At 65.6% G+C, this 18,319-nt stretch carries 19 protein-coding genes; 10 read left to right on the top strand and 9 right to left on the bottom strand.

Features of this window, described 5'->3' with window-relative positions; genetic code table 11:
• Positions 1 to 11: 11 nt before the first annotated feature.
• From KH389_RS20520 to KH389_RS20510, 3 genes are all read left to right on the top strand, one after another.
• Positions 12 to 689 (top strand): response regulator, encoded by a 678-nt coding sequence (locus tag KH389_RS20520; protein WP_043862575.1) that lies wholly within the window; start codon positions 12 to 14, stop codon positions 687 to 689.
• Entirely contained in the window at positions 686 to 2,032 is a 1,347-nt protein-coding gene (locus KH389_RS20515) for an ATP-binding protein (RefSeq protein WP_043862574.1), read from the top strand. The genes KH389_RS20520 and KH389_RS20515 overlap by 4 nt, the downstream gene beginning before the upstream one ends.
• A 298-nt stretch (positions 2,033 to 2,330) precedes the next feature.
• Entirely contained in the window at positions 2,331 to 3,659 is a 1,329-nt protein-coding gene (locus KH389_RS20510; protein ID WP_054914705.1) for a dicarboxylate/amino acid:cation symporter, read from the top strand.
• Between the two features lie 111 nt (positions 3,660 to 3,770).
• Here KH389_RS20510 and KH389_RS20505 read toward each other — a convergent pair whose 3' ends face one another.
• Positions 3,771 to 4,265: a SprT family zinc-dependent metalloprotease gene (locus tag KH389_RS20505; RefSeq protein ID WP_043862572.1), complete on the bottom strand. Its 495-nt coding sequence runs from the start codon at positions 4,263 to 4,265 to the stop codon at positions 3,771 to 3,773.
• A gap of 128 nt (positions 4,266 to 4,393) precedes the next feature.
• Positions 4,394 to 4,993: a Yip1 family protein gene (locus KH389_RS20500; protein WP_043862571.1), complete on the bottom strand. Its 600-nt coding sequence runs from the start codon at positions 4,991 to 4,993 to the stop codon at positions 4,394 to 4,396.
• Positions 4,994 to 5,261: 268 nt separating this feature from the next.
• Between KH389_RS20500 and ttcA the strand changes: the two genes are divergently transcribed.
• Both ttcA and KH389_RS20490 read left to right on the top strand, forming a co-directional pair.
• On the top strand, positions 5,262 to 6,086 hold the full coding sequence (ttcA, locus tag KH389_RS20495; RefSeq protein ID WP_213606150.1) for a tRNA 2-thiocytidine(32) synthetase TtcA: 825 nt from the start codon (positions 5,262 to 5,264) through the stop codon (positions 6,084 to 6,086).
• A gap of 5 nt (positions 6,087 to 6,091) precedes the next feature.
• Positions 6,092 to 6,763 (top strand): DNA-3-methyladenine glycosylase I, encoded by a 672-nt coding sequence (locus KH389_RS20490; RefSeq protein ID WP_054914703.1) that lies wholly within the window; start codon positions 6,092 to 6,094, stop codon positions 6,761 to 6,763.
• A gap of 96 nt (positions 6,764 to 6,859) precedes the next feature.
• Here the strand turns inward: KH389_RS20490 and KH389_RS20485 are convergent, their stop codons facing one another.
• Genes KH389_RS20485 through arsC form a run of 3 tightly spaced genes read right to left on the bottom strand, consistent with a single transcriptional unit; the run spans position 6,860 to position 8,221 of the window.
• Positions 6,860 to 7,273 carry a DUF2069 domain-containing protein gene (locus KH389_RS20485; RefSeq protein ID WP_213606148.1) on the bottom strand — a complete coding sequence of 138 codons (414 nt, stop codon included), beginning with the start codon at positions 7,271 to 7,273 and terminating at the stop codon, positions 6,860 to 6,862.
• The gene (gene wrbA / locus KH389_RS20480) at positions 7,266 to 7,871 is read right to left on the bottom strand and encodes an NAD(P)H:quinone oxidoreductase (protein WP_043862567.1); all 606 of its coding nucleotides are present in this window, start codon (positions 7,869 to 7,871) and stop codon (positions 7,266 to 7,268) included. Before wrbA ends, KH389_RS20485 begins: the two co-directional genes overlap by 8 nt.
• Positions 7,868 to 8,221: an arsenate reductase (glutaredoxin) gene (gene arsC, locus KH389_RS20475; RefSeq protein ID WP_054914702.1), complete on the bottom strand. Its 354-nt coding sequence runs from the start codon at positions 8,219 to 8,221 to the stop codon at positions 7,868 to 7,870. The genes wrbA and arsC overlap by 4 nt, the downstream gene beginning before the upstream one ends.
• Before the next feature lie 87 nt (positions 8,222 to 8,308).
• Between arsC and KH389_RS20470 the strand changes: the two genes are divergently transcribed.
• Positions 8,309 to 8,773, top strand: coding sequence for a TlpA disulfide reductase family protein (locus tag KH389_RS20470; RefSeq protein WP_043862565.1), 465 nt, complete (start codon positions 8,309 to 8,311; stop codon positions 8,771 to 8,773).
• An 84-nt stretch (positions 8,774 to 8,857) separates the two neighbouring features.
• Here the strand turns inward: KH389_RS20470 and KH389_RS20465 are convergent, their stop codons facing one another.
• The 4 genes from KH389_RS20465 to KH389_RS20450 form a co-directional block, all read right to left on the bottom strand.
• On the bottom strand, positions 8,858 to 9,250 hold the full coding sequence (locus KH389_RS20465; protein WP_078479811.1) for an META domain-containing protein: 393 nt from the start codon (positions 9,248 to 9,250) through the stop codon (positions 8,858 to 8,860).
• Positions 9,251 to 9,258: 8 nt separating this feature from the next.
• The gene (locus KH389_RS20460; RefSeq protein WP_043862563.1) at positions 9,259 to 9,696 is read right to left on the bottom strand and encodes a hypothetical protein; all 438 of its coding nucleotides are present in this window, start codon (positions 9,694 to 9,696) and stop codon (positions 9,259 to 9,261) included.
• Between the two features lie 31 nt (positions 9,697 to 9,727).
• Complete coding sequence (locus KH389_RS20455) at positions 9,728 to 10,717, bottom strand: 2-hydroxyacid dehydrogenase (protein WP_043862562.1); 990 nt, start codon at positions 10,715 to 10,717, stop codon at positions 9,728 to 9,730.
• 67 nt (positions 10,718 to 10,784) lie between these two features.
• Positions 10,785 to 13,538: a response regulator gene (locus KH389_RS20450; RefSeq protein ID WP_043862561.1), complete on the bottom strand. Its 2,754-nt coding sequence runs from the start codon at positions 13,536 to 13,538 to the stop codon at positions 10,785 to 10,787.
• 213 nt (positions 13,539 to 13,751) lie between these two features.
• On the opposite strand from KH389_RS20450, the gene KH389_RS20445 reads away from it, so the two are divergent.
• The 4 genes from KH389_RS20445 to rlmD all read left to right on the top strand — a co-directional run bounded on the left by KH389_RS20445 (position 13,752) and on the right by rlmD (position 18,251).
• Entirely contained in the window at positions 13,752 to 14,468 is a 717-nt protein-coding gene (locus tag KH389_RS20445) for a response regulator transcription factor (protein ID WP_043862560.1), read from the top strand.
• Between the two features lie 63 nt (positions 14,469 to 14,531).
• A complete protein-coding gene (locus tag KH389_RS20440; RefSeq protein WP_078479810.1) occupies positions 14,532 to 15,815 on the top strand; it encodes a HAMP domain-containing sensor histidine kinase in 1,284 nt (427 codons plus the stop codon).
• Positions 15,816 to 15,990: 175 nt separating this feature from the next.
• Positions 15,991 to 16,893 carry a cysteine synthase CysM gene (gene cysM, locus KH389_RS20435; RefSeq protein ID WP_162484876.1) on the top strand — a complete coding sequence of 301 codons (903 nt, stop codon included), beginning with the start codon at positions 15,991 to 15,993 and terminating at the stop codon, positions 16,891 to 16,893.
• Positions 16,893 to 18,251, top strand: a complete 1,359-nt coding sequence (gene rlmD, locus KH389_RS20430; protein ID WP_043862557.1) for a 23S rRNA (uracil(1939)-C(5))-methyltransferase RlmD — start codon at positions 16,893 to 16,895, stop codon at positions 18,249 to 18,251. The genes cysM and rlmD overlap by 1 nt, the downstream gene beginning before the upstream one ends.
• The last annotated feature ends 68 nt before the right edge of the window (positions 18,252 to 18,319 follow it).

Genomic DNA, 18,319 nt, shown 5'->3' with positions numbered 1-18,319 from the left:
TGGAGGAGCGTATGAAACTGCTGGTGGTCGAGGATGAAGCCCTGTTGCGGCATCACCTGTTCAGCCGTCTGAGCGAAAGCGGGCATGTGGTCGAAGCGGTGGCCAATGCCGAGGAGGCGCTGTACCAGGCCGAACAGTTCAATCACGACCTGGCCATCGTCGACCTGGGCCTGCCGGGCATGAGCGGGCTGGACCTGATCCGCCAACTGCGCAGCCAGGGCAAGACATTTCCTATCCTGATTCTCACCGCCCGTGGCAACTGGCAGGACAAGGTCGAAGGCCTGGCCGCCGGTGCCGACGACTACGTGGTCAAGCCGTTCCAGTTCGAAGAGCTGGAGGCGCGCCTGAATGCGCTGCTGCGCCGCTCCAGCGGCTTCACCCAGTCGACCATCATCGCAGGCCCCCTGCGCCTGGACCTCAACCGCAAGCAGGCGCTGCTCGATGACCAGCCCCTGGCATTGACCGCCTACGAATACCGCATCCTCGAATACCTGATGCGCCATCACCAGCAGGTGGTGGCCAAGGACCGTCTGATGGAGCAGCTGTACCCCGACGACGGCGAGCGTGACCCCAACGTGATAGAAGTGCTGATCGGCCGCCTGCGCCGCAAGCTCGAGGGCGACAACGGCTTCAAGCCCATCGACACGGTACGTGGCCTGGGCTACCTGTTCACCGAGCGCTGCCTGTGATTCGTTCGCTGCGCCTGCGCTTGATGCTGGCCGCAGCGGTGCTGGCGCTGCTGTTCATGCTGGCCCTGTTGCCGGCCCTGCAGAAGGCCTTCAGCCTGGCCCTGCAGGAGTCCATCGAGCAGCGCCTGGCCTCGGACGTGACCACGCTGATCTCGGCGGCGCGCATAGACGGCGGCAAGCTGCAGATGCCAGATCTGCTGCCGGACGAGAAATTCAACCTGCCCGACAGCCGCCTGCTCGGCTACATCTACGACCGCCAGGGCAACCTGGTGTGGCGTTCGCGTGCCACCAACGACGAGAACATCAACTACACACCCCGCTACGACGGGCGCGGCAACGAGTTCGCGCGCATCCGCCAGGACCACGGCGAGGAGTTCTTCGTCTATGACGTGGAGGTCAAGCTGCTGGGCGGCAAGAGCGCGGCCTTCAGCATCGTTGCCCTGCAACCGGTGCGCGAGTACCAGCAAACCCTCAACGGCCTGCAAGAGAAGCTCTACCTGGGCTTTGGCGCGGCGCTGCTGGCCCTGATGCTGCTGCTCTGGGCCGGGCTGACCTGGGGCCTGCGCTCGCTGCGGCGCATGAGCGTGGAGCTGGACGACGTGGAGTCTGGCGCCCGCGAGGGCCTCAGTGCCGAACACCCGCGCGAGCTGTTGCGCCTGACCGGCTCGCTCAACCGCCTGCTGCGCAGCGAGCGCGAGCAGCGCGGGCGCTACCGCGACTCGCTGGATGACCTGGCGCACAGCCTCAAGACCCCGCTGGCGGTGCTGCAAGGGGTCAGCGAAAGCATGGCCCAGCGCGAAGGCGAGCGCGAGCAGGCGCGGGTGCTGCAGAGCCAGATCGAGCGCATGAGCCAGCAGATCGACTACCAGTTGCAGCGCGCCAGCCTGCGCAAGAGCGGCCTGGTGCGCCACCAGGTGGCCTTGCACCCGCTGCTCGACAGCCTGTGCAGCACCCTGGCCAAGGTCTACCGCGACAAGCAGGTGCACATCACCTATGCAGTGCCCGACCAGGCACTGGTACCCATGGAGCAGGGCGCATTGCTCGAACTGCTCGGCAACCTGCTGGAAAACGCCTACCGTCTGTGCCTGGGGCAGATCCGCATCAGCCTGCGGGTCAGCGACACGGCGCTGGAGCTGTGTGTCGAGGACGACGGCCCCGGCGTACCGGTGCACCAGCGCGAGCGTATCCTGCAGCGGGGCGAGCGCCTCGATCGCCAGTACCCGGGGCAGGGCATCGGCCTGGCGGTGGTCAAGGACATCATCGAGAGCTACGACGCCACCCTCACTCTCGACGATTCGCCCCTGGGCGGCGCGGCCTTCCGTATCCGCTTTCCGCTCGACTGAGCGCCTGCCACATTCCGCCCAGTGGGCGGATTACCGCCATCATCGGGTCTATTCTTTGAGTGCCGGGCGGAAATCCGCCAACTGGCGCGTCCTGCCTTGCTGCCTTGCGGTGCACGAAATGCCCTGAAACAGGGTGTTTGCACCGCCTTGGCACATCCTGGCATCAGCCTTGCTATTGACTCCGCAGAGCATTGCCACGCAGCTCGACACAACAAATCCCTCCAATGCAGGAGGGTTCGCGCTTTAGGTGCCGATCGCCTCCTGGGAAGGATGGGCCGGCACATTGAGGAAAATAGCCATGACGACGCGTCAGCCGCTGTACAAATCGCTGTATATCCAGGTGATCATCGCCATCACCATCGGTATCTTGCTGGGTCACTTCTATCCCGACACCGGTGTGGCGCTCAAGCCGCTGGGTGACGGTTTCGTCAAACTGATCAAGATGGTCATCGCCCCCATCATCTTCTGCACCGTGGTCAGCGGCATCGCCGGCATGCAGAGCATGAAATCGGTCGGCAAGACCGGCGGCTACGCGCTGCTCTACTTCGAAATCGTCTCGACCATCGCGCTGATCATCGGCCTGGTCGTGGTCAACGTGGTCAAGCCGGGTGCCGGCATGCACATCGACGTGACCACCCTCAACGCCAGCAGCGTGGCTGCCTATGCCGCCGCCGGTGCGCAGCAGACCACCGTCGGCTTCCTGCTCAACATCATCCCCAACACCGTGGTCGGTGCCTTCGCCAACGGCGACATCCTGCAGGTGCTGATGTTCTCGGTGATCTTCGGTTTCGCCCTGCACCGCCTGGGTGCCTACGGCAAGCCGCTGCTGGACCTGATCGACCGCTTCGCCCACGTCATGTTCAACATCATCAACATGATCATGAAGCTGGCCCCGATCGGTGCCTTCGGTGCCATGGCCTTCACCATCGGCCAGTACGGCGTGGGTTCGCTGGTGCAGCTGGGCTACCTGATGGCCTGCTTCTACATCACCTGCCTGCTGTTCATCCTGGTGATTCTGGGCGGTATCGCCCGTGCCCACGGCTTCAGCGTACTCAAGCTGATCCGCTACATCCGTGAAGAGCTGATGATCGTGCTCGGCACCTCGTCGTCCGAGTCGGCCCTGCCGCGCATGCTGGCCAAGATGGAGCGTCTGGGCGCGAAGAAATCGGTGGTTGGCCTGGTGATCCCGACCGGCTACTCGTTCAACCTGGACGGCACCTCGATCTACCTGACCATGGCTGCGGTGTTCATCGCCCAGGCCACCGACACCACCATGGACATCACCCACCAGATCACCCTGCTGCTGGTGCTGCTGGTGGCCTCCAAGGGTGCTGCAGGCGTTACCGGCAGCGGCTTCATCGTGCTGGCCGCGACCCTGTCGGCGGTCGGCCACCTGCCGGTTGCCGGCCTGGCGCTGATCCTGGGTATCGACCGCTTCATGTCCGAAGCCCGCGCCCTGACCAACCTGATCGGCAACGCGGTGGCAACCGTGGTGGTGGCCAAGTGGGTCAACGAACTGGACGAAGACAAGCTGCAAGCTGAGCTGGCTTCGGGTGGTTCGCCGCTGGTCGACACCCGTCCTACCGACGACCTGGGTGTCGCCGAAGGTGCGGTACGCCAGGGCTGAGGTTAGCCAAACGCAAAAAGCCCATCTTCGGATGGGCTTTTTTTTGTGCCTGTGCAGGCGTCTTCGCCGCAAGGCCGGCTCCTGCAGGGCGCTGGCTTGCCGGCGAAGCGTCTACTCCACCCGCGTCTCGCCGGTGAACACCAGCGTCTGCCGACACCGCCGGCACAGATACCGCCGCCCCTGGCGCACCAGCCCGTGGCGCTGCGCCGAGAACGGAAAGTCACTGCCCGCACATGGGCACTTGTAGATGTAGCGGGTCACGCTGCGGCGCTTGACTGCATAGTTGTGGCAGCGGTTGGGTGGCAGCTCGTACACCCCGCGCATGATCAGCTGCCACTCCTCGCCATGGGGCTGGATGCGGTCGCCGAACAGTTGATGCGCCACCAGGTGCGCGACTTCGTGGGGCACGGTCTGGCGCAGGAAGTCTTCACTGTTCTCGCGGTACAGCTGCAGGTTGAAGCGCAGCAGGTTTTCGTGCAGGTGCGCGACACCGGCCTTCTGCCCGCGCAGCTTGAAGCTCACCTCGGGACGCAGGAAGGGGCGCTTGAAAAAACTTTCGGCTTGCTGGTAACAGCTTTCGACGCGGGAATTGAGCAGCTCTGGCATATCGGTTGGACACTCCTGGCCGGCAATTATGCCGCAACCCGGGCGGCGCTGCCGAGACCGCTGGTCCGCACAGCATCAAGCCGCCTTGCGGCGGCCTGATGGGTACAGCCCCTAGGTTGGCGTATTGTCTAGCTGGTATAGACGGGCCCCACGCCCAGTCCCCAGACGATCACGGTGAAGGCCATGATGGCAACCAGCACCACCAGCCCCACCGCCAGCACCGAACTCGAGAACAGAAAGCCCTCGTCGGACGGGATGTTCATGAAGGTCGGCAGGCCCACGTACAGCAGGTACACCGTGTAGCAGATGGCTGCCGTGCCGACGATCATTCCCAGCCACAGGTGCGGGTACAGCGCCGCCAGGCCGCCGATGAACAGCGGGGTGGCGGTGTAGGTGGCGAACGCGATGCATTGGGCCATGCTCGGGGTGGCGTCGTAGGTGCGCGCCATCCAGTGGATGAAGGCGCCCATCACCGCGACGCCGCCCAGCATGGCCAGGTAGGACATCACGGTCATCCAGATCGCACTGTCGACGGTGAGCATGACCGGTGCGCGGTTGCCGATCACCCAGCCCACCTGGGTGGTGCCGATGAACGCGGAAACGGCGGGTATCGCCGCCAGTATCAAGGTGTGAGTCAGGTACATGTGGCTGATGGTTTCGTCTTCGCCACGGATTTCTTTCCATTCCTGGTCAGGATGGGTGAACAGCCCCAGAACGTGATGGATCATGCCAGTCACTCCCTCGTTGTTGCCATCGCCCCCCAGCGGAGCGCTTGCGCGGCCCAGTGGCTGGGCCTGACGGGATCAGGTCACGCTTGCTGTGGCCTTATGACGCAGTATAGGAAGGGGTTCGCTGCACAAATCCGCTTTTTTAGAGCAAATTGCGCTGTAAGCGCGGCGCTTCATTTCCTTGCAGTCTTTATCGGATGGGCTACGCGAGCGTCAGGTTTGTGCGTAAAATGTGCCGCTTTTGTCACACCTTGCGGATTCAATCGCCATGGGCACCCTTTCGGTCAACCAGAACAAACTGCAAAAACGCCTGCGTCGCCTTGCCGGCGAAGCCGTCGCCGACTTCAACATGATCGAAGAGGGCGACAAGGTCATGGTCTGCCTGTCGGGCGGCAAAGACAGCTACACCATGCTCGATGTTCTGCTGCACCTGCAGAAAGTGGCGCCGATCAGGTTCGACATCGTCGCGGTCAACATGGACCAGAAGCAGCCAGGCTTCCCCGAGCACATCCTGCCGGCCTACCTCGCGACCCTGGGCATCGAGTACCACATCGTCGAGAAGGACACCTATTCGGTGGTCAGGGAACTGATCCCGGAAGGCAAGACCACCTGCTCGCTGTGCTCGCGCCTGCGTCGCGGCACGCTGTACACCTTCGCCGACGAGATCGGTGCGACCAAGATGGCCCTGGGGCATCACCGCGACGATATCGTCGAGACCTTCTTTCTCAACATGTTCTTCAACGGCACGCTCAAGGCCATGCCGCCCAAGCTGCGCGCCGACGACGGTCGCAACGTGGTGATCCGTCCGCTGGCCTACTGCGCCGAGAAGGACATCCAGGCCTACTCGGACATGAAGCAATTCCCGATCATCCCGTGCAACCTGTGCGGCTCGCAGGAAAACCTGCAGCGCCAGGTGGTCAAGGACATGCTGGTGGAGTGGGAGCGCAAGACCCCGGGCCGCACCGAGAGCATCTTCCGCGGCCTGCAGAACGTGGTGCCGTCGCAGCTGGCGGACCGCAACCTGTTCGACTTCACCAACCTGCGCATCGATGAAACCGCCACCCCGCGGTTTGTCGATGTGCTGAACCTCTGACCGGCATGCGCGATTATCAGTGGCTGCATGAATTCTGCCTGAACCGCTTCGGTTCGGCGGCGGCGCTCGAGGCGCACCTGCCCGAGCCTTTGAGCCCGGCGCAGCTGCGCCAGATCAGCGACGACCGCTACCTCTCGACCATGGCCCTGCGGGTGTTTCGCGCCGGGCTCAAGCACAGCCTGGTGGATGCCAAGTGGCCGGCGTTCGAGCAGGTGTTCTTCGGCTTCGACCCAGAGAAGGTGGTGCTGATGGGCGCCGAGCACCTGGAGCGGCTGATGCAGGACACCCGCATCATCCGCCACCTGGGCAAGCTCAAGAGCGTGCCGCGCAATGCGCAGTTCATGCTCGACGTGGCCAGGGAGAAGGGCAGTTTCGGTGCGTTGATCGCCGACTGGCCGGTGACCGACATCGTCGGCCTGTGGAAGTACCTGGCCAAGCAGGGCAACCAGATGGGCGGGCTGTCGGCGCCGCGTTTTCTGCGCATGGTCGGCAAGGACACCTTCGTGCCGAGCAATGACGTGGTGGCGGCGCTGGTGGCGCAGGATGTGATCGACCGGCAGCCGACCAGCCAGCGCGACCTGGCCACCGTGCAGCAGGCGTTCAACCAGTGGCATGCCCAGAGCGGGCGGCCGATGTGCCAGTTGTCGATGATGCTGGCGTATACCGTCAACCATTGAGATCGACGGTGTCGCAATCGCGGGTCAAGCCCGCTCCCACAAGGACCGTGGTAATCCTGTGGGAGCGGGCTTGACCCGCGATAGGCGCGCCGCCTATCAGACGCCTTCCCCCGCCACCCGCCGCTCATACTGAAAGCGCCAGCGCACAAACAGCAGCGCACTCACGAACAGCACCAGGCTGATCCCCACTTCCAGCCACCCCAGCAGCGCCCGCGCCGGGTCGAACGCGGCCAGCACGCCCTTGATGAAGTACAGGTTCACCACGAAGCACGTCCACGCATGGGCCCGTGCACTGCCCATCAGCATGCCCGGCAGCACCAGCAGCAACGGCACCAGCTCGATGGCCAGGATCACCCCCACGCGCGCGCCGTGCAGGTTGGCGAACCACAGGTTGTTCACCGTCAGCAACGCCATCAGGCTGAAAAACCCCACCAGGCTCAGCACCCGGGTAGCGCGCACACGTGGCTCCAGCCACTCCAGCGGCGGCAGCACCTTGGGCTTCTTAGCCACGGCCGTTCTCCAGCAGTTTGGCAGTGCTCGCCAGGCGCTGGCCCAGGGCACGGCACAGGGCGATCTCGTCGGCGTCCAGGTCGCGCTTGCCATCGGCCCCGGCATGGTGGCTGGCGCCATACGGCGTGCCGCCGCCCCGGGTGTCGAGCAACGCCGATTCGCTGTAGGGCAGCCCCATGATCAGCATGCCGTGGTGCATCAGCGGCAGCAGCATCGACAGCAGGGTCGACTCCTGGCCGCCATGCAGGCTGGCCGTGGAGGTGAACGCCGCCGCTGGCTTGCCCACCAGCCCGCCACTCAGCCACAGGCTGCTGGTGCCGTCGATGAAATACTTGAGCGGCGCGGCCATGTTGCCGAAGCGCGTCGGGCTGCCCAGGGCCAGGCCCGAGCAATGGCGCAGGTCGTCGAGGGTGGCATACAGCGCGCCGTTCTCGGGGATGTCGGGGGCCACCGCTTCACACTCGGTGGAAATCGCCGGCACCGTGCGCAGGCGCGCCTCCAGCCCACCCAGTTCGACGCCACGGGCAATCTGCCGGGCCATTTCGCTGGTGGAGCCGTGGCGGCTGTAGAACAGGATCAGGATATAGGGCGCGCTCACGGCAGAATCTCCAGCACCTTCTCGGGCGGCCGGCCAATCACGGCCTTGTTGCCCGCCACCAGGATCGGGCGTTCGATCAGCTTGGGGTGCCGGGCCATGGCGTCGATCAACTGGTCGTCGCTCAGGGCCGGGTCGGCCAGGCCCAGGGTCTTGTATTCGTCTTCGCCACTGCGCAGCAGCTGGCGCGCGCCGATGCCCAGCTTGCCGAGCAGGGCCTTGAGGGTGGCGGCGTCGGGTGGGGTTTCCAGGTAGCGCACCACCTCCGGGGTCAGGCCACGGGCTTCGAGCAATTCCAGCGCGCCACGGGACTTGGAGCAGCGCGGGTTGTGATACAGGGTCAGTTCGGTCATGTTCGGGGTCGCATCCGGCAGGGGGTGGCGGCTATTCTAACCGCAGCGAATTGGCATTTTGCCTGAATCTTGAAGAAGGATTGACCCATGACAAGGCGATTGGCAGCAGCCCTGGCCATCACCGCGAGCCTGTTGCTCGGCGGATGCGGTGTGGACTACGGCCTCGACCAGAACGGCAATGCGGTGAAAGCCGAGCAGATCGAAGGGCGCTGGGTGGTGCTCAACTACTGGGCCGAATGGTGCGGGCCGTGCCGCACCGAGATCCCCGAACTGAACGCAGCCGCCAAGGACTGGCAGGCGCAGGGGATCACCGTACTGGGGGTGAATTTCGACGGCTTGCGCGGCGATGAGCTGAAAAAGGCCAGCCAGGCGCTGGGCATCGACTTCACCGTGCTGGCCGACGACCCGGCCGAGCGCTACGACCTGCCGCGCAGCGAGGCGCTGCCGGTGACCTACATCATCGACGACAAGGGCAAGGTGCGTGAGCAGTTGATGGGCGAGCAGACGGCCGAGGGGCTGGCCGAGAAGATCAAGGTGCTAAAGGGCGCCTGATCGGCGGTGCGCCGATCGCGGGTCAAGCCCGCTCCCACAGCGTTGTGGGGCGGGCCTGGCCCGCGATGCAGGCGATGCGGGCTGTCAGCCTTCCTCAGGCCAGAAGCGCAGCGGCTTGCCCTGTTCGGGCCAGAAGCGCACCTGCTCGATCGGCGAAATGTCCCAGCGCTGCACGGTCTCCAGCGCCTTCAGAAAGCGCTTTTCCTGCTCCATCAGCGCCGGCGCGCACTGCTTGCGCGTGCTGCCCACCGGGCCAAAGCTGAGTTTCTCGCCGTCCAGCGTATACGGCGCAAACCAGTGGTTGCAGCCGGCATTGCCATACGCCCGGCCATCCTCGGCCAGCGTCAGGGTCAGGTGGCTGTAGTCGATCAGCGGACGTTCGCCAATCCACTCCAGCACGTAGCTCTGTTCCTGTTGCAGCTTCATCGGCTCGGCTGCGCAACCGGCCAGGGTCGCGACCACCGCTGCACAGACCATCACGGGTTTCACTTTGCAGCCTCCTGGCATTTCGGGCACAGGTGCTTGTCGCCCTGTGTGCGCCAACCCAATTCGGCGATGCGCGCCACGGCCGCCGGCTTCTGCGCCTTGGTGCCCAGTTTGGCATCCACGGCGAATTCGAAGTCCAGGGTGGCCTGGCAGCCATCGCAGTTGACCTGCCATGCATGAATCGCCAGCTCGCCGAACACCGGGCCCGCCGCTACCGCCACCCACTGGCCGGTGGGGTTGATCAGGTGGCGCACGGTCTCGACCGTCAGGCGCATCGACAGGGTCTTGCTGCCCTTGAGGGTCACCAGCAGTACGTCGCCTTTCTGGATCGAGCCACCGTTGCCGGTGACCTGATAGCGACCGGGTACCAGCGAGCGGCATTCGATCAGGGTGTGTTGCGGATTGAACAGGGTGTAGCGGAAATCGTGTTCGACCATGGGTCCTCCAAATATGGCGCGTATCCTAGCATCATCCCTCGACCAGATTCTGCGGATTGCCTGCCGCCCAGCGGGCAATGTTCTCCAGCGTGGTGGCGGCGATCGCCGCCAGTGCCTCGCGGGTCAGGAAGGCCTGGTGCGCGGTCACGATCACGTTGGGGAAGGTCAGCAGCCGCGCCAGCACGTCGTCCTGCAACGGCAGGTCGGAGCGGTCCTCGAAAAAGATCTGCGCCTCCTCCTCGTACACGTCCAGCCCCAGGTAGCCGAGCTGGCCGCTCTTGAGCGCGTCGATCAGCGCCGGTGTGTCGACCAGCGCGCCGCGCCCGGTATTGATCAGCATGGCGCCCGGCTGCAGGCTGGCCAGGCTCTGCGGGTTGATCAGGTGCCGGGTCTGCGGCGTGAGCGGGCAGTGCAGGCTGATGATGCGCGATTCGCGCAGCAGCTCCGGCAGGTCCAGGTAACGTGCACCCAGCGCCTCCACCTCGGGGTTGGGGTAGGGGTCGTACGCCAGCAGCTGGCAGCCGAAGCCTGCCATGATCCGCGCAAACGCCAGGCCGATCTGGCCGGTGCCGACCACGCCGACGGTCTTGCCGTGCAGGTCGAAACCGGTCAGCCCGTGCAGGCTGAAATCGCCCTCGCGAGTGCGGTTGTAGGCACGGTGCAGGCGGCGATTGAGGGCAAGAATCAGGGCCACGGCGTGTTCGGCCACCGCATGCGGCGAGTAGGCCGGCACCCGCACCACCGTCAGCCCAAGGCGCTTGGCGGCGGCCAGGTCGACATGGTTGTAGCCGGCCGAGCGCAACGCGATCAGGCGCGTGCCGCCGGCCTTGAGGCGGCTCAGCACCGGCGCCGAGAGGTCGTCGTTGATGAACGCGCACACCACCTCGTAGCCTTCGGCCAGTGCCGCGGTGTCTTCGGTCAGGCGCGCGCCTTGAAAGTGCAGCGCCAGTTGCGTGGCCCCTGGCGCGCTGCTGAAGCTGTCCTGGTCATAGTGTTGGCTGCTGAAGAGCAAGGCTTGCATGGCATGGTTCCCAAGGGTCGGATGCCGTCAGTGTAACCAACCGGCAAGGCCCGGGCCTTGCCAGAGATCAGGCGCTCTGGCGGGCCACGGTCGTCAGGCGGTTGATGGCCTGGTCCAGTTCGTCGAGGGCACGCTGGGCCTCGGGGTCGTCCTGCTTGAGCAGGGTTTCGCTGCGCTGGCAGGCGGCGCGCAGCTGCGGTACGCCGCAATAGCGCGTGGCGCCATTGAGTCGGTGCACGCGCTCGATGGTGGCGTGGCGGTCGTCGGCCTCGCGGGCGCAGCGGATCGCGTCGCGGTCGGCATCCAGCGAAGCCAGCAGCATGGCCAGCATGTCGGCGGCCAGGTCCGGCTTGCCTGCCGCCAGGCGCAGGCCTTCCTCAGGGTCCAGCACCTTCAGGTCGTTGCCGTCGACCGGCAGTTCGGCGCCGCGCTCGTTGGTCGGGCTGCCCAGTTGCAGGCCGGTCCACTTCAGCACCACCTGGGCCAGCTGGCGCTCACTGATCGGCTTGGTCAGGTAGTCGTCCATGCCGCTGTGCAGCAGGGCGCGCTTCTCGTTGGCCATGGCATGCGCGGTCAAGGCCACGATCGGCAAGGCCGGGGCGCTGCGCGTGGCCTCCCACTGGCGGATCTGTTCGGTGCATTCGCGCCCGTCCATCACCGGCATCTGTACGTCCATCAGCACCAGGTCGAAGTGCTCGTCCTGCACTGCGCTGATCGCCGCATGGCCGCTGTCCACCGCCAGCACATCGGCGCCGAGGTCTTCGAGCAGGGTCTGCACCAGCAGCAGGTTGGCCGGGTTGTCGTCCACGCACAGCACGCGGGGCTGGCGCTGGCCGCTGGGCACCTTGTATTCGCCGCTGGTACGCCTGGGCTGCACCAGCTCGAGCAGGGCCCGGCGCACCTTGCGCGTACACGCAGGCTTGGCGTGCAGCTGGCCGTGGGCATTGGGCAGGTGCGGGTGGTACAGCGCCTGTTCGGTGGTGGGGCACAGCACCAGGGCCTGACAGGCAAAGTGCTCCAGGCGCTGGATGTACTGGCCCAGGCGCTCGGGCGCCAGCGATTGCAGGTTGACCCCCATGATCGCCAGCTCGAACGGCTGGCCGGCAAGGAAGGCGGCCTCGATGCCCTTGAGCAGCTGCTCGCTGGTGGTGAAGGTGGTCACGTCCAGGCCGCAGTCCTGCATCTGGTGCGCCAATGCCTGGCGGGCCAGCTCGTGGTCGTCCACGATTGCCATGCGCCGGCCTTGCAGCGCCTGGGGTGGCAGGTCCTCGGCGTCGTCGCGGGCCTTGGGCAGGTTGAGGCTGATCCAGAACTGCGACCCCTCGCCCGGGGTACTGTCGACGCCGATCTCGCCGCCCATCTGTTCGATCAGGCGCTTGGAGATCACCAGCCCCAGGCCGGTGCCGCCGGGCTGGCGCGACAGCGAGTTGTCGGCCTGACTGAAGGCCTGGAACAGGGCACGCACATCCTGGCTGGACAGGCCGATGCCGGTGTCCTGCACGCAGATGCGCAACTGCACGCTGTCTTCGGTCTCGTCATCGAGCATGGCGCGGGCAACGATGGTGCCTTCGCGGGTGAACTTGATCGCGTTGCTCACCAGGTTGGTGAGGATCTGCTTGAGCCGCAGCGGGTCGCCCACCAGCGACAGCGGGGTGTCGCGGTACACCAGGCTGACCAGTTCGAGCTGCTTGGCGTGGGCCGCCGGGGCGAGGATGGTCAGGGTGTCCTGGATCAGGTCGCGCAGGTTGAACGGGATGCTGTCGAGCACCAGCTTGCCTGCCTCGATCTTGGAGAAGTCGAGGATCTCGTTGATGATGCCCAGCAGGCTGTCGGCGGATTTTTCGATGGTACCCAGGTAGTCGAGCTGGCGCGGGGTCAGTTCGCTTTTCTGCAGCAGGTGGGTAAAGCCCAGGATGCCGTTGAGCGGCGTGCGGATCTCGTGGCTCATGTTGGCCAGGAATTCGGACTTGATGCGGCTGGCTTCCAGGGCTTCCTTGCGCGCCATGTCCAGCTCGATGTTCTGGATCTCGATGGTCTCAAGGTTCTGGCGCACGTCCTCGGTGGCCTGGTCGATGCTGTGCTGCAGCTCTTCATGGGCGTTGTGCAGGGTTTCGGCCATACGGTTGATGCCATTGGCCAGTTCATCCAGCTCATGGCTGCCCAGGCTCGGCAGGCGCTGTTCGAGGTTGCCGTCCTTGAGCTGGTTGACCGCGAACTTGATCTGCCCGATGGGGCCGTTGATGGTGCGGCTCATGCGCAGCGCCAGCAGGGCGGTCGCGCCCAGGCCCACCAGAATCAGCAGCAGGCTGGCGAACAGGCTGCGGTAGCCGCGCAGCAGCGTGCCATCGTGGGACAGCTCGATCTCGACCCAGCCCAGCAGGCGGTCGGCTTCACCGGGAACCCGTTCGCCGGCCAGCTCGCGATGGCGGCCGAACACCGGCAACAGGTAGCGCGTGGCATCGTTGCCGCTGCGTTGCAGCAACTGGGTGCCGCCACCGCTGGGCTGCTGGTTGAGCATGCTCGGGCCGGCGTGGGCCAGGTGGCTGCGGTCGGGGTGCAGAAACGACACGGCGCGCACGTCGGCCTGCTCCAGCGCCTCGGCGGCGATGCGCTCGAGCTGCGCCGAATCGTTGCGGGCCAGCACCGGGGCCACCAGGGGCGCCAGTTGCTCGGCGATCATGCGACCGCGTTGCAGCAGCTGGGCCTGCAGTTCGCTTTGCTGCAACCAGGTGAAGTAACCACCCAGCACCAGTGCCATCATGCTGGCCGGGAGCAGGGCGAGCAGCAGTACGCGGCTTCTGATTCCCAATCGATTCAGCACGCCCACTCTCCTGTGCTCGGTTAGCGCTGTAGGACCTTCGTCGGCATGTTCCGACGACCCAACTCTGAAAATTACCGCGACTGTGTATCTAATGCACTCATTTGTATCTGTTTTTGTCGATTGTAGGAGGCGCAGGTGCTTTTGTCGGCGCGTGTTGCTTGCATGGGGGGAATGCTCAATAATCGAGCGATTGAGAATTGCTAGCACCCGCCAATGAATCCCGTCGCCATTAACGCCTCAAACATACTTGCCATCGAGGACGATCCGGTCCTGGGTGCCCACCTGCACGAGCAGCTCGAGCGCAGCGGGTTTCTGGTGACCTGGTGCCGCGATGGCCGCGAAGGGCTGCAGATGGCTCGCCAGCGCAGCTTCGATGTGGTGCTGATGGATATCCTGCTGCCCGGCCTGAACGGGCTGGATGCCCTGGCGCGGCTGCGCGAGAAGAGCTCGATACCGGTGATCCTGATGTCGGCGCTGGGCGCCGAAGGCGATCGCATCACCGGCTTCCAGCGCGGCGCCGACGACTACCTGCCCAAACCGTTCAGCATGGTCGAGCTGCGCGTGCGCATCGAGGCTATCCTGCGGCGGGTGGCGCTGGAGCGCCGGCACCAGCCGGGGGAGGGCACGCCCGCGGGCGAACTGGTGTTCGATGAACTGGCCTGCGATGTGCTCCACGGGCAGCAGCGGGCCGGCCTGACCTTAAGCGAGTACCGCCTGCTCGACACCCTGCACCGCAGCCATGAAGAGGTGTTGAGCAAGGCATTCCTTTATCAGCACGTATTGCAGCGCGGCTATGCCCGGCATGACCGCAGCCTGGACATGCACGTGAGCCAGATCCGCCGCAAGCTCAAGGCCATCGGTTACCTGGAGCGCCAGGTGCGCACGGTGTGGGGCAAGGGCTATGTGCTCAGCGCCAGCGAGGACCTGTAGGTGCTCAGCCGTCATTCCCTGTTCTGGAAGCTGGCCTTGCTGCTGGTGGTGTTCTGCCTGCTGATGATTGCCCTGAGCTGGCAGTGGGGCCGGCACATGGAGATCCGCAACGCCTACCTGTCGCCCAAGGCGCGCGCCACCCTGGAAGACTACGCCCGCGAGGCCGAAAACGCCGTGCGCCGCGGCGGGCAGGCCGGCGTGGATGCGTGGCTGACGCAGATGCACGAGCGCGAGCGCGGTTTCGTGGGCGTGATCGGCAGCGATCTGCAATCGCTGGGCAGCGTGCCGCTGACCGACGCCCAGAGCCAGCGCCTGACGTTTCTGCGCGGCACCGACTGGCCGGTAAGCCGGCATTCGGCGCGCTCGCCATGGATGCTCGTGCCGTTCCCGGACGACTCCAGCCTGGGCAGCCTGGTGATCGAACTGCCGCAGCGGCTGATGCCGGGGCGCCTGAACATGCTGTTCTGGCGAATGGTCACCAACGGCCTGATCCCCGGCTTGCTGACCCTGGTGTTCTGCGTGGGCCTGTATCGCATGCTGATTCGCCCGCTGAGCCAGTTGCGCGAGCAGGCCAATGCCTGGCGCGCCGACCGGCTCACCGCGCGGGTGGCCAGCGACACCACCAGCCGCAAGGACGAGTTCGGCGAGCTGGGGCGCGCCTTCGACGACATGGCCGAGCGCCTGCAGGGCACGGTGGCCCTGCAGCAGCAGTTGCTGCGCGACCTGTCCCATGAAATGCGCACGCCGCTGAGCCGCCTGCGGGTGGCCAGCGAGGGCGAGACCGACCTGGAGGCGCTGCGCGAACGCCTCGGCCGGGAAGTGGACAACATGCAGCGCCTGGTGGAAGACGCCCTGCAACTGGCCTGGCTGGACGCCGAGCGCACGCAGTTGGTCAGCGAACCGATCCAGGTGCAGGCGTTGTGGGAGATGCTGGCGGAGGATGCCTGCTTCGAAAGTGGCTGGCCGCGGGAGCAACTGGTGTGCACGCTGGGGGCCGACTGCTGGGTGCAGGGCAACCTCAACAGCCTGGCCCAGGCGTTGGAGAACATTCTGCGCAATGCCATTCGTCACTCGCCGCCGGGTGGGGTGATACGCCTGGCGGGAAGCCGCCAGGGGGGCCAGTGGCTGCTGTGGCTGGAGGACGAAGGCGGAGGCGTGGACGAGGCGCAGCTGGAACACATCTTCGCGCCGTTCACCCGCCTGGACGACTCGCGGCCGGGGAACGGCGGCTTCGGCCTGGGCCTGAGCATTGCGCGCAATGCCCTGCAGCGTCAGAGCGGGCAGCTGTGGGCGCAGAACAACGCCAAGGGCTTGCGGGTGAACATGCAGCTGCCGGCGGTGATCTAGCACCGCTGCGGCTGTAGGCGCCGGCCTTGCCGGCGAATGCACCACCACCGTTTCAAGTTGCTGCGCGCGGGCTGCTTATATCCCTCGGCTATAACCCTCAACCATTGCGTGATATGGGCCAAAGCCGTTTGCCGGTATGATAGGCGCCCCCGCAGTCTGGATTGCGAAATACGCCATGACCTTGCAGTACCCTACCATCGCCGATTGCGTCGGCAACACGCCCCTGGTTCGCCTGCAGCGCATGGCCGGCGAGACCAGCAATACCCTCCTGCTCAAGCTCGAAGGCAACAATCCGGCAGGCTCGGTCAAGGACCGGCCGGCGTTGTCGATGATCACCCGTGCCGAACTGCGCGGGCAGATCAAGCCAGGCGCCACGCTGATCGAGGCGACCTCCGGCAACACCGGTATCGCCCTGGCGATGGCAGCGGCGATCAAGGGCTACAAGATGATCCTGATCATGCCCGACAACTCCAGCGCCGAACGCAAGGCCGCCATGACCGCCTACGGCGCCGAGCTGATCCTGGTCAGCAAGGAAGAAGGCATGGAGGGCGCCCGCGACCTCGCCGAGCGCCTGCAGGCCGAAGGCCGTGGCCAGGTGCTCGACCAGTTCGGCAACGGTGACAACCCCGAAGCCCACTACGTCAGCACCGGCCCGGAAATCTGGCAGCAGACCGGCGGCAGCATCACCCATTTCGTCAGCTCCATGGGCACCACGGGCACCATCATGGGCTGCTCGCGCTACCTCAAGGAGCAGAACCCCAACGTGCAGATCGTCGGCCTGCAACCGATGGAAGGCTCGGCGATCCCCGGGATCCGTCGCTGGCCCCACGAGTACCTGCCGAAGATCTTCGACGCCAGCCGCGTCGACCGTGTGGTCGACATGGCCCAGAGCGAAGCCGAAGAAACCACCCGCCGGCTGGCCCGCGAAGAGGGCATTTTCTGTGGCGTGTCCTCCGGTGGTGCGGTGGCGGCCATGCTGCGCCTGTCGCGCGAGCTGGAAAACGCGGTAATGGTGGCGATCATCTGTGACCGTGGCGACCGTTACCTGTCGACCGGCATCTTCGACGCGGCCAACTGATGTCCAAGGCCAAACGCAATGGCGGTCTGCGCTTCCAGCCGACCGGTGGTACCCGTGCGCCCCAGGTGCCAACGGGCAAGAAACAGCGCCTGAGCATCGAGCGCCTGGCCGGTGACGGCCGCGGCATCGCCTTCTTCGAAGGGCGCACCTGGTTCGTCAGCGGCGCCCTGGCCGGTGAAGAGGTCGAGGCACGGGTGCTCAATGCCCACGGCAAGGTGGTCGAGGCACGCCTGGAGCGTGTGTTCAGCGCCAGCGAGGCGCGGCGCCCGGCGCCGTGCAAGCACTTCGATCGCTGTGGCGGCTGCAACTTGCAGCACCTGCCCCATGCCGCTCAGCTCGAACTCAAGCAGCGCCTGCTGGCCGAGCAGTTGCAGCGGGTGGCCGGCGTGGTGCCCGAGCAGTGGGCCGCGCCGTTGTCCGGCCCCGAATTCGGTTACCGCCGGCGCGCCCGCGTGGCGGTGCGCTGGGACGCCAAGGCCCGGAAGCTCGACGTGGGCTTTCGCGCCGAAGCCAGCCAGGACATCGTCGCCATCGACGACTGCCCGGTGCTGGTACAACCCTTGCAGTCGATACTGCGTCACCTGCCGCTGTTGTTGCAGAGCCTGAGCAAGCCACAGGTGGTGGGGCACGTGGAGCTGTTCAGCGGTACCGCCCTGGCACTGCTGCTGCGCCATACCGCGCCACTGGTCGAGGCCGACCTGGCACGTTTGCAGGCGTTCTGCAGCGAGGCGGGTGTACAACTCTGGTTACAAGGTGAGGGGCAACCGGCCCCGGCCAATCCAGCGGACACGCTAGGGTTTACCCTGGAACCGTGGAACCTGGAATTGGCCTACAGGCCAGGTGACTTCGTGCAGGTCAATGCCCAGGTCAACACCGCGATGATCGAGCAGGCCCTGGCATGGCTTGCGCCACAGGCCGACGAGCGTGTGCTGGACCTGTTCTGCGGCCTTGGCAACTTCGCCCTGCCGCTGGCCCGGCAGGCCCGCGAAGTGGTGGCGGTGGAAGGGGTGCAGGCCATGGTCGATCGGGCCGCGGCCAATGCCCAACGCAACAAACTGCATAACACGCAGTTTTTTCAGGCCGATTTATCCCAGCCTCTGGCGACTTCAGGCTGGGCGGCAGGAGGCTTTTGTGCGGTACTCTTGGACCCACCGCGCGACGGTGCCTTCGAGGTGGTGCGCAACATCGCCGCACTTGGCGCCCGACGTCTGGTCTACGTGTCGTGCAACCCGGCGACGCTGGCCCGCGACACCGTCGAGCTGGTCAAGCAGGGGTACCGGTTAAAATGTGCCGGGATCCTCGACATGTTTCCGCAGACTGCGCATGTCGAGGCCATGGCGTTATTCGAGGTGGGTTAGCGACGCTGGCCCGCCCGGTGTAGCCCCTTCGATCTGGCAGGGGCGACACCCGTGTTTTCAAGCGCATG

The sequence above is a fragment of the Pseudomonas qingdaonensis genome, assembly GCF_018398475.1.
Lineage (GTDB): Bacteria > Pseudomonadota > Gammaproteobacteria > Pseudomonadales > Pseudomonadaceae > Aquipseudomonas > Aquipseudomonas palmensis.
This window is presented reverse-complemented; position numbering and strand designations above follow the sequence as displayed.